This is a genomic window from Streptomyces sp. P1-3, from assembly GCF_050613155.1.
In the GTDB taxonomy this organism is placed as follows: domain Bacteria; phylum Actinomycetota; class Actinomycetes; order Streptomycetales; family Streptomycetaceae; genus Streptomyces.
Window position 1 is genome coordinate 3,472,617 of the sequence record NZ_CP192512.1, and the last position, 12,627, is coordinate 3,485,243.

Genomic DNA, 12,627 nt, shown 5'->3' on the forward strand with positions numbered 1-12,627 from the left:
CCGATGCGCGCACCGCCTACCGAGTCCCCGCGCGTCGGCCCCGGTCCGGCCCGGCGGCCCAAGCCAGCCCGGCAGCCCCGGTTCGGCCCGGCAGCCCCGGTTCGGCCCGGCAACCCCGGTTCGGCCCGGCAGCCACAGAGGCCGCCGCGCCACAGAGGCCGCCGCGCCGCCGCGGCCGGACAGTGCCGGCCGCGGCGGCGAGCGAGGAGCTACTCCCCGTTGACCGGTGCCGGCTCCGCCGCGGCCGGCTTGGCCGACGCGGTCTTGGCCGCGGCCTTCTTCGCCGTCGTCTTCTTGGCCGTCGTCGTCTTCGCGGCGGTCTTCTTCGCCGCCGTCTTCTTCGCCGGGGCCTTCTTCGCGACCGTCTTCTTCGCCGCCGTCTTCTTGGCGGTCTTCTTCGCCGGGCCCTTGGCGCGCTTCTCCGCCAGCAGCTCGTAGCCGCGCTCAGGCGTGATCGTCTCGACGCTGTCGCCGGTCCGCAGCGTCGCGTTCGTCTCGCCGTCCGTGACGTACGGGCCGAACCTGCCGTCCTTGACCACGACCGGACGCTCGCTGACCGGGTCGGTGCCCAGCTCCTTCAGCGGCGGCTTGGCCGCGGCCCGACCACGCTGCTTGGGCTGCGCGTAGATCGCGAGCGCCTCCTCCAGCGTGATCGTGAAGAGCTGCTCCTCGCTCTCCAGCGAGCGCGAGTCGGTGCCCTTCTTCAGATACGGGCCGTAGCGGCCGTTCTGCGCGGTGATCTCCACGCCCTCCGCGTCCGTGCCCACCACCCGCGGCAGCGACATCAGCTTGAGCGCGTCCTGCAGCGTCACGGTCTCCAGGGACATGGACTTGAACAGCGAGGCGGTCCGCGGCTTGACGGCGTTCTTGCCGGTCTTCGGCGTGCCCTCGGGCAGTACCTCGGTGACGTACGGCCCGTATCGGCCGTCCTTGGCGATGATCTCGTGGCCGGACTCCGGATCCGTACCGAGCTCGAAGTCGCCGCTCGGCCTGGCCAGCAGTTCCTCGGCGTGCTCCACCGTCAGCTCGTCCGGCGCCAGATCGCCGGGGATGTCGGCGCGCTGGTGGCCCTCCGTGTCCTTCTCGCCGCGCTCGATGTACGGGCCGTAGCGGCCGACGCGCAGCACGATGCCGCTCCCGACGGGGAAGGAGGAGACCTCGCGGGCGTCGATCGCGCCCAGGTCGGTGACCAGCTCCTTGAGGCCGCCGAGGTGGTCGCCGTCGCCGTTCCCGGCCTCGGCGGCGCCGCCTTCTCCGGCGCCCTCGCCGAAGTAGAAACGCTTCAGCCACGGCACGGCCTGGGCCTCGCCGCGCGCGATGCGGTCGAGGTCGTCCTCCATCTTCGCGGTGAAGTCGTAGTCGACCAGCCGGCCGAAGTGCTTCTCCAGCAGGTTGACGACGGCGAAGCTCAGGAAGGACGGGACCAGTGCGGTGCCCTTCTTGAAGACGTAGCCGCGGTCGAGGATCGTGCCGATGATCGAGGCGTAGGTCGACGGACGGCCGATCTCGCGCTCTTCCAGCTCCTTGACCAGCGATGCCTCGGTGTAGCGGGCCGGGGGCTTGGTGGCGTGGCCGTCGGCGGTGATCTCCCGCGCCGTGAGCCCGTCGCCCCCGGCGACCTGCGGCAGCCGCCGCTCGCGGTCGTCCAGCTCGGCGTTCGGGTCGTCGGCGCCCTCGACGTACGCCTTCATGAAGCCGTGGAAGGTGATCGTCTTGCCGGAGGCGGAGAACTCGGCGTCCCGACCGTCGGAGGCCCGGCCGCCGATCTTGACGGTGACGGAGTTGCCGACGGCGTCCTTCATCTGGGAGGCGACGGTCCGCTTCCAGATGAGCTCGTAGAGCCGGAACTGGTCGCCGGTCAGACCCGTCTCGGCCGGGGTGCGGAAGCGGTCGCCGGAGGGCCGGATCGCCTCGTGCGCCTCCTGCGCGTTCTTGACCTTCCCGGCGTACGTGCGCGGCTTCTCCGGCAGGTAGTCGGCCCCGTACAGCTGCGTGACCTGCGCCCGGGCGGCGGAGACGGCGGTCTCCGACAGGGTCGTGGAGTCCGTACGCATGTAGGTGATGAAGCCGTTCTCGTACAGCTTCTGCGCCACCTGCATGGTCGCCTTCGCGCCGAAGCCCAGCTTGCGGCTCGCCTCCTGCTGGAGGGTGGTCGTGCGGAACGGGGCGTACGGCGAGCGGCGGTACGGCTTGGACTCCACCGAGCGGACGGCGAAGGCCGAGTCGGCGAGCGCGGCGGCCAGCGCCCGGGCGGCGGCCTCGTCCAGGTGCAGCACATCGGTCTTGAGCTGCCCGTTCGGGCCGAAGTCACGGCCCTGGGCGACACGGCGGCCGTCCACGGTGGTCAGCCGGGCGCCGAAGGTGCCGGGATCGCTGCTGTCGCCCGCGCGGCCGGTCGCGAAGGTGCCGGTCAGGTCCCAGTACTCGGCGGAGCGGAAGGCGATGCGCTCGCGCTCGCGCTCGACGACGAGCCGGGTGGCCACGGACTGGACGCGGCCCGCCGACAGCCGCGGCATGACCTTCTTCCACAGCACCGGCGAGACCTCGTAGCCGTAGAGGCGGTCGAGGATCCGGCGGGTCTCCTGGGCGTCGACCAGGCGCTGGTTCAGCTCGCGGGGGTTGGCGACGGCCTCGCGGATCGCGTCCTTGGTGATCTCGTGGAAGACCATCCGGCGGACCGGGACCTTGGGCTTGAGCACCTGCTGGAGGTGCCAGGCGATGGCCTCGCCCTCGCGGTCCTCATCGGTGGCGAGGAAGAGTTCGTCGGAGTCGGCCAGCAGCTCCTTGAGCTTCTTGACCTGGCTCTTCTTGTCGGCGTTGACGACGTAGATGGGCTGGAAGTCGTGCTCGACGTCCACGCCGAGGCGGCGCACCTCGCCGGTGTACTTCTCGGGCACCTCGGCGGCACCGTTCGGCAGGTCGCGGATGTGCCCGACGCTCGCCTCGACGACGTAGCCAGGGCCCAGGTAGCCCTTGATCGTCTTCGCCTTGGCGGGCGACTCGACGATGACGAGTCGGCGACCGCCCTGCGCGGTCTCGCTGGTCGGGGACAACTTCGCTCTTCTCTCCGGTCGACGCTCGGTGAACGGGACCTCTACGGCTCCGTGTCATTACGGTGACGCTGCGGAGTGTGACGGTACATCCCGCCCCCGTGTCAAACGGAAAAAGCCCACAACGCCACTCGAACGGTAACCCGACAAGCGTCCTGTCTGCCGCCCGGACCGGCACACCGCCGTGATCCGGGTCGGCGCATCACCGTGATCCACGGCTTACACACCGCCGTGATCCGGGCCGGGCCATCGCCGTGGCGAGGGCCGCTCAGGCGTATCCGAGGTACCAGATTCCGCCGCCCAGCGCCGCGGTGCCGATGAGGAGAGAAAGAAACGGCCCGACAACCGGATGCGCACCTTCCGCCACCGGCTGGCGCAGCCGGACGCGCACCGCCGTCCACAGCAGCAGGCTGAAGCCGAACAGCGTGAACGCCGTACCGGCGAAGATCGCGGGTCCGCTCTCCATGCGGGGGAGCATGCCACCCGGGGAAGACGTCCACGAGAACCCCGGGTGAACAGCGCGCGTCCGGTCTGTCCAGACGCTTCCCGGCCACATTGCCCGACCACAGCTGCGGAGACCCCGCTACTCGTCGGTCACCGGAAGCAGGAACCCCTGCTCGACCAGGAGCCGGATCGACTCCGGCGTACGGTCGCGCAACATCACCGAGTCCTCGCCGAGCAGCTGCGCGATCGCGTCCAGGATGCGGCCCGCGCTGAGCGTCCCGTCACAGACGCCCGCGAAGCCCGCGCCGACCGTGTCCACCTTGGTCGCCCGCCGCATGCCGCGGTTCTGCCGGAGCACCACGTGCTCGGGGTCCTCCGCCCCCGGCAGGCCGACCTGTTCCTGCACCACCTCGTCGGCCAGCCGGAAGCGCGCGGCGAGCAGCGCGGCGTCGTCGTGCGTCCGCAGATACTCCTGGCGCTCGAAGTGGGCGACGACGGCGGGCCCCAGCGGCTGCTCGACCGGGTGCGGCCATTCCTCCACGGTGATCGACGGCCGATCGGCGCCCGTCTTGCGCAGCGTGATCCAGCCAAGTCCCACGGCCTTGGTCTTGCGGGCCTCGAACTCGGCCAGCCACGCGTCGTACCGCTCGGCATACCGCGCGGGGTCGCCGAGATGGTCCCCCGCGTCGCGCAGCCACAGTTCGGCGTACTGCGTGATGTCCTGCACCTCGCGCTGCACGATCCACGCGTCGCAGCCGCGCGGCACCCAGGACCGCAGCCGGTCGTGCCAGTCCTCGCCCTCGACGTGCTGCCAGTTGGCGAGCAGCTGGCACCATCCGCCGTCGTTGAGGTGGGCCGCGGACTGCTGCACCAGCGTGCGGCACAGCGCGTCGCCGCTCAGCCCGCCGTCGCGGTAGACGAGCCGGGCGCCAGGGGAGATCACAAAGGGCGGGTTGGAGACGATGAGGTCGTACGTCTCGTCGCCGACCGGCTCGAAGAGGGAGCCCTCGCGCAGATCGGCCTCGGGCGCCCCGGACAGCGCCAGCGTCAGCCGCGCGAACCGCAAGGCGCGCGGATTGAGGTCCGTCGCCGTCACGTGCGTGGCGTGCTGGGCGGCGTGCAGCGCCTGGATGCCGGAGCCCGTGCCGAGGTCGAGTGCCCTGCCCACCGGCACACGGACCGTCAGACCGGCCAGCGTGGTGGACGCCCCGCCGACGCCCAGGACCAGTTGGGAACGGTCCACTCCGGTGGGGCCGTGGCCACCGATGCCACCCGCGCCGCCGACCGCGCAGCCCAGGTCCGAGACGATCCACCAGTCCTGGCCCTCCGGCCCGCCGTACGGCCGCACGTCCACGACCGCGCGCACGGCGTCGTCGGTGTCACCGGCCCGTACCGCACCGGCGCCGGGCGCGTCGGCTCCGGACCGCACCAGCCAGCCGTCGGCGAGGCAGTCATCGACGGGCAGCACGGCACGGGCCCGCCCGTACGGCACGGGGCGCTGAAGCAGGAACAGCCGCACCAGCGTCTCCAGCGCGCCGTCCCCGCGGGTGGCTCGCTCGGCGGGGACCGTCTCGCCGCGCGCGAGGGCGGCGTAGGCGGGCGCGCCGAGCAGGTCGAGCAGGCCCTCGGCGGTGAAGTCGGCGGAGCGCAGCGCGTCGCGGAGGCGGGCGGTACGGGCAGGGTCGGCGGTCGGCAGGCGGCTGGACAGGTGCGTACTCACGGACCCATTGTCAGGGCTGGCACTGACAATCGGCGCAGCCCCCGCGCCGCCGCGCCCGGCATGACCCCTTTAACGCGGCACCGGTCACTTGGTCGGCGTCGGTGTCACCGTCTTCTGGCAGCCCGGCTGCTTGGCCATCGCCTCGCCGACATCACCGACCTGAAGCTCCTTCAGCGCGTCGGCACCCGACTTGTTGACCACTTCCACGTTGGCGCTGACCTTCTTGAGGCCCTCGGCGAACTTGCCCTTGTCGGAGGTGTCGAGCTTCTGGACCGCGGTCCGCTGCTCCGTGAACCCCTTGGCGGCGGCGTCGAGCTTGGCGATCGTGTCCTTCTCGAGCTTCGCGCCGTCGTCGACCGGCGGCGCGCCGGCGTCCTTGACCGCCTTGGAGAGACCGCTGTACCCCTGCGAGATCTGGCCGAAGGCCGCCAGGGCCACCGTCTGGTACTTCTTCTGGTCCGGCTCGTGCTTGGCCTTGTCGAGCGAGACGTTGGCGTCCACGATCTTCTTCAGCTGCGGCTGCATGTCGTCACAGACCTGCTTGGCCCAGGCGTCGGCCTTCTTCTTGCCTTCGTCGTCGTCATCGCTGCAGCCGGTCAGCGCCAGTACGAGTGCCGCACCGCCGGACAGTGCCGCCACAAGCTTCTTGTTCACCGGATTGGTCCCTTCCATGGCTCTCGGCCCCGGAACATACACTCCCAAAGGACGAAGGCCGCCGGGCGAGCGTCCCGTACGGCAGCTAATGAAGCCATTTGCACCAAGCCCGATGTGTCCGGGAACTCGTCATGCGGACGGGCGGGCAGCGCGTCAATCCGCACTGTCCGCCCGCCTGTTGAGGGGCTGATGGGCCCTCTCGGCTACGACACCACCGCCGGGTCGGCCTGCTTCGCGATCCGCTCGGCGTTGACTTCGTCACCCACGGCGATTCCGCGCCGCTTGGACACGTAGACCGCGCCCACGATGACCAGGATGGCCATGATGGCGATGCCGGCCCGCAGCCCAGGGCTGGAGTCGTCGCCGTAGGAGAACTTCACCACGGCCGGCGCGATCAGGAGCGCCACCAGGTTCATCACCTTCAGCAGCGGGTTGATCGCCGGGCCCGCGGTGTCCTTGAACGGGTCGCCGACCGTGTCGCCGATGACCGTCGCGGCGTGGGCCTCGCTGCCCTTGCCGCCGTGGTGGCCGTCCTCCACCAGCTTCTTCGCGTTGTCCCACGCGCCGCCGGAGTTCGCGAGGAAGACGGCCATCAGCGTCCCGGTGCCGATCGCGCCCGCCAGGAACGAGCCGAGGGCGCCGACGCCGAGCGCGAAGCCGACCGTGATCGGCGCCATGACCGCGAGCAGTCCGGGCGTGGCCAGCTCGCGCAGCGCGTCCTTGGTGCAGATGTCGACGACACGCCCGTACTCCGGCTTCTCGGTGTAGTCCATGATCCCGGGCTTCTCGCGGAACTGCCGCCGGACCTCGTAGACCACCGCGCCCGCCGACCGCGACACGGCGTTGATCGCCAGCCCGGAGAAGAGGAAGACGACGGCGGCGCCGAGGACGAGCCCGACGAGGTTGTTCGGCTGGGAGATGTCCAGGCTCAGGTTCAGCTCCCCGGCGACCTGGACGCCCACGTCGTCGACCGCCTCGGCGATGGCGTCGCGGTACGAGCCGAAGAGCGCGGCCGCGGCCAGCACCGCCGTGGCGATGGCGATGCCCTTGGTGATGGCCTTGGTGGTGTTGCCGACGGCGTCGAGGTCGGTGAGCACCTGCGCGCCCGCGCCCTGCACGTCACCGGACATCTCGGCGATGCCCTGGGCGTTGTCGGAGACCGGGCCGAAGGTGTCCATGGCGACGATGACGCCCACGGTGGTGAGCAGGCCGGTACCGGCGAGCGCGACCGCGAACAGCGCGAGCATGATGCTGCTGCCGCCGAGCAGGAACGCGCCGTAGACGCTCAGACCGATCAGCACCGCCGAGTAGACGGCGGACTCCAGGCCGATGGAGACGCCGGCGAGGATGACGGTGGCGGGGCCGGTCAGCGAGGTCTTGCCGATGTCGCGGACGGGCCGCCGGTTGGTCTCGGTGAAGTAGCCCGTGAGCTGCTGGATCAGCGCGGCGAGCACGATGCCGATGGCGACCGCGATCAGCGCCAGCACCCGCGGGTCGCCCCCGTGGGTGAGGATGTCCTGATCCGTGACCCCGTCCAAGTCGGCGTAGGAGGACGGGAGATACGCGAAGACCGCGCCCGCCACCAGGGCCAGCGAGATGACGGCGGAGATGAAGAAGCCGCGGTTGATGGCGGTCATCCCGCTGCGGTCGGTGCGGCGCGGCGCCACCGCGAAGATCCCGATCATCGCGGTGACGACGCCGATGGCCGGGACGATCAGCGGGAAGGCGAGACCGGAGTCGCCGAAGGCCACCTTGCCGAGGATCAGCGCGGCGACCAGCGTCACGGCGTAGGACTCGAAGAGGTCCGCCGCCATGCCCGCGCAGTCGCCGACGTTGTCGCCCACGTTGTCCGCGATGGTCGCGGCGTTGCGCGGGTCGTCCTCCGGAATGCCCTGCTCGACCTTGCCCACGAGGTCGGCGCCGACGTCGGCCGCCTTGGTGAAGATGCCGCCGCCGACCCGCATGAACATCGCGATGAGGGCGGCGCCGAGGCCGAAGCCCTCCAGCACCTTGGGGGCGTCGGCGGCGTACACGAGCACCACGCAGGAGGCGCCCAGCAGGCCCAGCCCCACGGTGAACATGCCGACCACGCCACCCGTACGGAACGCGATCTTCATGGCATGGTGCGAAACGGCCGTCAGATCCCGTGCCGGCTCGCCTTCCGCCGGGGTCGCCGCGCGCGCGGCCGCGGCCACCCGCACATTGCTGCGTACCGCGAGCCACATCCCGATATAGCCGGTGGCCGCCGAGAATCCCGCGCCGATCAAAAAGAACGCGGAACGGCCCGCGCGCTGCGACCAGTTGTCGGCCGGCAGCAGCATGAGCAGGAAGAACACGATGACGGCGAAACCGCCGAGCGTACGCAACTGCCGTGCCAGATAGGCGTTGGCGCCCTCCTGCACCGCCGCGGCGATCTTCTTCATGTTGTCCGTGCCCTCGCCCGCCGCGAGCACTTGTCGTACGAGCACCACGGCGACGGCGAGCGCCGCCACCGCGACGGCCGCGATCACCAGCACGATCACACGGTTGTCGGCGGTCAGCTCCGCGGCGGCCAGGGTGTGGGGTAGGTCCAGCTGATGAGGGGTGAGAGGCCCCGCCATTCGTCCTCCTTGACGTTTGGCACATGGGCGCGCAGCAGTTCTGCGACCGCAGAACAGCCGCCACGCTCAGGCGTCCTGAGCTCAAGATGTGGACGGATTGTAGGGAGCCTCACCTGATCAAAACAGGGTGCCGGAAAGGGAATTAGCCTGCACCAGCGAAGATCAATAGGTTTGGGCTCCACAATTCCCCCGGAGGAGGGAAAGCGCGTATTTCGCTGACGATCACGAAGTGATCCATAAAGCGATCATCGAATGATCTCGGAAACCGATGAACGGACCTGTTCGGGGCGGTGGTGGTGAGGGCACCGCGGCAGGTGTGGCACGCCGGACGGGCGCGGCAGCCCGAAGAGCTGGGACAGGCCACATGAGGGGTGGCGGGGTCGGCCGGACAACGGCGCAGAAACGCTCCATACGACGGCTCACGGCAGCTCACGACAGCTCCGCGCCGGAGCGACGGGCCGCATCAGCGGAGCACGCCAGAGGGGTGGCTACGCCAGGGGGGCCTCGGAGGGGGCCACGTCGGCGGGGCGCGTCGGAGGACGGGCACGTCAGCGGGGGCGCCGGAGGCGGAGCCGGGTCAGCGGGCGCGCCGGAGGGGTCGCGTCAGCGGGGCGCGCCAGAGAGTGGCCACGCCACAGAGCGGCGCCAGAGCGGCGGCCGCTGGCCCCGTAGGCCAATCGGGTGACGCTTACGTCGGTGGAAAGCGGCTCGCTACGACAGAGCAGGGGCGGGCGTCGTGGGCCAGCTCATGCGGATGACGCCGCCGGCCTCGCTCGTCGACACCTCGACGTCGTCGACCAGCCCGCTGATGACGGCCAGCCCCATCTCGTCGTCGCTCTCGGCGGCGGCCTCGTCGGGGCCGCCGGTGGTCGCGCCATGGCCGCCGGAGGCAGCCGACCCGGCGCCGGTACTGCGGGGCGCCTCATCACCGACCTCGATGGAGAACTTCTTCTCCTCCTCGGTCAGCACGACGCGCACCGGGGCGGACACTCCACTGCTCCGGTGCAGCCCGACCGCCCGTGTGCACGCCTCACCGACCGCGAGCCGGACCTCGTCGAGTGCGGCCTCGTCCACCCCGGCGCGGCGCGCCACGGCCGCCGCGACCAGACGTGCTGTCCTGACGTGCTCGGGCAGGGCACTGAAGCGGAGTTCGACGGTGGCCATGCCATCCCCCTCGGATGTACGGGCGTGCGTCTCAGGGGGGCCGGGCAGGTTCACCCGGGACCCCCTGCGGTCCTCCCGCGGAGACCGATCAGTCGGTCGCCGCAACGGCGTCGTCGACCGAGGTGTGAATCGGGAACACCTTGGTCAGACCGGTAATACGGAAGATCTTGAGAATGCGCTCCTGGTTGCAGACCAGGCGCAGGGAGCCCTCATGGGCACGCACCCGCTTGAGCCCACCGACGAGCACGCCGAGCCCGGTGGAGTCGAGGAAGTCGACGCCCTCCATGTCGACGACCAGGTGGTAGCTACCGTCGTTGACAAGCTCGACCAGCTGCTCGCGCAGCTTGGGCGCGGTGTATACATCAATCTCGCCACCGACCTCGACGACCGTGCGGTCGCCAACGGTCCGGGTCGACAGGGACAGGTCCACGGATCCTCCAGCACCTTGCATCGAGCGGTCGCCCCCCATGGATCGGCAGCCGCGATGGCATTCAATCACTTACCAGCAGGCGTGCACGACGCCTTGAGCCCATTGTCCGTCAGACCAGTGACACACTCGGTGTCGATGGCCCACAACCAACTCCCGCGGCATGCGGGCATACGCCGCTCACCCCGGACCGTACTCGGGCGGCTCGCCGGCGGGGCGGACCGGGCTACACGCATCACTCATACGGAGCACTTGCCCCCGCGCGCGGGCAGCCATGCCCAGTGGCCCGATGGGATCCGGCCGGAAGTGATCGACGCGATCCGCGACGCCGGGATCGAGCACCCGTGGGTGCACCAGGCGCGTACGGCCGGTCACGCGCTGCGCGGGGAATCCGTGGTGGTCGCCACCGGCACCGCGTCAGGCAAGTCCCTCGCCTATCTGGCGCCGGTCCTCAGCGCCCTGCTGGACGGTTCTGAGGCCCCGAACGGGCGGGGCGCCACCGCGCTGTACCTCTCCCCCACCAAGGCCCTGGCCGCCGACCAGCGGCGGACCGTGGCCGAGCTGGCCGACCCGCTCGGCACAGCGGTGCGCGCGGCGGTCTACGACGGCGACACGCCGGTCGAAGAACGCGAGTGGATCCGCGGCTACGCGAACTACGTGCTGACGAATCCGGACATGCTGCATCTCGGGATCCTCCCGGGTCACGCCCGTTGGTCCTCCTTCCTGCGCGCCCTGCGCTATGTCGTGATCGACGAGTGCCACACCTACCGGGGCGTCTTCGGATCGCATGTCGCGCAGGTGCTGCGCAGGCTGCGCCGCGTCTGCGCCCGGTACGGCTCCTCTCCCGTCTTCCTCCTCGCCTCGGCCACCGCCGCCGAGCCCGCCCACGCCGCGACCCGGCTGACCGGTCTGCCGGTCGTGGAGGTCACCGAGGACGCCTCGCCGCGCGGGGAGCTGGTCTTCGCCCTCTGGGAGCCGCCACTGACGGATCTCCACGGCGAACGGGGGGCGCCGGTCCGCCGCACCGCCACCGCCGAGTCGGCGGACCTGCTGACCGACCTCGCCGTGCAGGGCGTGCGTACGGTCGTCTTCGTCCGGTCCCGGCGCGGCGCGGAGCTCATCGCCCTGATCGCCCAAGAGCACCTGGCCGCAGTGGACCGATCGCTCCCCGCCCGTGTCGCGGCGTACCGGGGCGGCTATCTGCCCGAGGAGCGACGTGCCCTGGAGCGTGCCCTGCACTCGGGTGAGCTGCTCGGGCTGGCCGCCACCACAGCCTTGGAACTCGGCATGGACATCGCCGGTCTGGACGCCGTCGTCATCACCGGCTACCCGGGTACCCGCGCGTCCCTGTGGCAGCAGGCCGGACGGGCGGGCCGCACCGGCGAGGGGGCGCTCGCGATCCTCGTGGCCAGGGACGATCCGCTGGACACCTATCTCGTCCACCATCCGGACGCGCTCTTCCGGCAACCGGTGGAGTCCACCGTGCTCGACCCGGACAATCCGTACGTCCTCGCACCCCACCTGTGCGCGGCCGCCGCCGAGCTGCCCCTGACCGAACCGGAACTCGCCGAGCTGTTCGGCCCGGCCGCCGCCGGGCTGATGCCCCAGCTGGAGCAGCGCAAGCTGCTGCGCCGGCGTGCCACCGCCTGGCACTGGACCCGCCGGGAGCGCGCGGCCGACCTCACCGACATCCGTGGCGCGGGCGGCCGTCCCGTGCAGGTCGTCGAGGAGGCGACGGGCCGCCTCCTCGGGACCGTGGACGCCTCCGCCGCGCACACCACGGTCCACGACGGGGCCGTCCATCTGCACCAGGGGCGCACGTACCTGGTCAGGCGGCTCGATCTCGACGACTCGGTGGCGCTCGTGACTGCGGCCGATCCTCCGTATTCCACGACGGCCCGGGACACCACCGCGATCTCCATCCTGGAGACCAGCACCGAGGTGCCGTGGGGCGAGGCGCGGCTGTGCTTCGGCTCCGTCGAGGTCACCAACCAGGTCGTGTCGTTCCTCCGCCGAAAGCTGATCACCGGTGAGGTGCTGGGCGAGTCCAAGCTCGACCTGCCGCCCCGGACGCTGCGTACTCGCGCCGTGTGGTGGACGGTCACCGAGGACCAGCTCGACCGGGCCCGGGTCTCCCCCGAGGCTCTGGGCGGTGCGCTGCACGCCGCGGAGCACGCCTCGATCGGCATGCTGCCGCTCTTCGCCACGTGCGACCGGTGGGACATCGGCGGTGTCTCGGTGCCGCTGCACCCCGACACTCTGCTGCCCACCGTCTTCGTCTACGACGGCCACCCGGGCGGCGCGGGCTTCGCCGAGCGCGCCTTCCACACCGCCGCGCGCTGGCTCACAGCCACCCGTGAGGCCATCGCGTCCTGCGAGTGCGAGTCCGGCTGCCCGTCGTGCATCCAGTCCCCCAAGTGCGGCAACGGCAACGACCCTCTCGACAAGCGGGCCGCCATCCGCCTCCTGTCGACCCTCCTGGCCGGAGCGCCCGTCCCGGCACCGGAGTAGCGGCCGGGACAGCCGACGGACCGGACCGGCATGGGACGCTGCGCCCGAAAGGCCGGT

The 12,627-nt window shown here is 71.0% G+C and carries 8 protein-coding genes; 1 reads left to right on the plus strand and 7 read right to left on the minus strand.

The features are described 5' to 3' along the window. Window positions 1–209: 209 nt before the first annotated feature. The 7 genes from topA to bldG form a co-directional block, all read right to left on the minus strand. Window positions 210–3,053, minus strand: a complete 2,844-nt coding sequence (gene topA / locus ACQUSR_RS14650) for a type I DNA topoisomerase (RefSeq protein WP_431043006.1) — start codon at window positions 3,051–3,053, stop codon at window positions 210–212. Window positions 3,054–3,318: 265 nt separating this feature from the next. Continuing rightward, a complete protein-coding gene (locus ACQUSR_RS14655) occupies window positions 3,319–3,516 on the minus strand; it encodes a hypothetical protein (RefSeq protein ID WP_431043007.1) in 198 nt (65 codons plus the stop codon). Between the two features lie 117 nt (window positions 3,517–3,633). Beyond that, a complete protein-coding gene (locus ACQUSR_RS14660; protein WP_431047592.1) occupies window positions 3,634–5,202 on the minus strand; it encodes a DUF7059 domain-containing protein in 1,569 nt (522 codons plus the stop codon). Between the two features lie 96 nt (window positions 5,203–5,298). After that, entirely contained in the window at window positions 5,299–5,868 is a 570-nt protein-coding gene (locus ACQUSR_RS14665; protein WP_431043008.1) for a small secreted protein, read from the minus strand. Window positions 5,869–6,071: 203 nt separating this feature from the next. Continuing rightward, window positions 6,072–8,468 (minus strand): sodium-translocating pyrophosphatase, encoded by a 2,397-nt coding sequence (locus ACQUSR_RS14670; protein ID WP_431043009.1) that lies wholly within the window; start codon window positions 8,466–8,468, stop codon window positions 6,072–6,074. Window positions 8,469–9,179: 711 nt separating this feature from the next. Then, window positions 9,180–9,632, minus strand: coding sequence for an ATP-binding protein (locus ACQUSR_RS14675; protein WP_431043010.1), 453 nt, complete (start codon window positions 9,630–9,632; stop codon window positions 9,180–9,182). An 88-nt stretch (window positions 9,633–9,720) separates the two neighbouring features. Continuing rightward, complete coding sequence (bldG, locus tag ACQUSR_RS14680; protein WP_055472740.1) at window positions 9,721–10,062, minus strand: anti-sigma factor antagonist BldG; 342 nt, start codon at window positions 10,060–10,062, stop codon at window positions 9,721–9,723. 54 nt (window positions 10,063–10,116) lie between these two features. Here bldG and ACQUSR_RS14685 point away from each other — a divergent pair, with 54 nt between their 5' ends. Next, window positions 10,117–12,570 carry a DEAD/DEAH box helicase gene (locus ACQUSR_RS14685; protein ID WP_431043011.1) on the plus strand — a complete coding sequence of 818 codons (2,454 nt, stop codon included), beginning with the start codon at window positions 10,117–10,119 and terminating at the stop codon, window positions 12,568–12,570. Window positions 12,571–12,627: the final 57 nt, after the last annotated feature.

Coding starts and splice junctions, on each gene's coding strand:
- ACQUSR_RS14655 (WP_431043007.1), bottom strand. CDS start 3,516: ATGGAGAGCGGACCCGCGATCTTCGCCGGTACGGCGTTCACGCTGTTC.
- ACQUSR_RS14670 (WP_431043009.1), bottom strand. CDS start 8,468: ATGGCGGGGCCTCTCACCCCTCATCAGCTGGACCTACCCCACACCCTG.
- ACQUSR_RS14675 (WP_431043010.1), bottom strand. CDS start 9,632: ATGGCCACCGTCGAACTCCGCTTCAGTGCCCTGCCCGAGCACGTCAGG.
- ACQUSR_RS14685 (WP_431043011.1), top strand. CDS start 10,117: ATGGCATTCAATCACTTACCAGCAGGCGTGCACGACGCCTTGAGCCCA.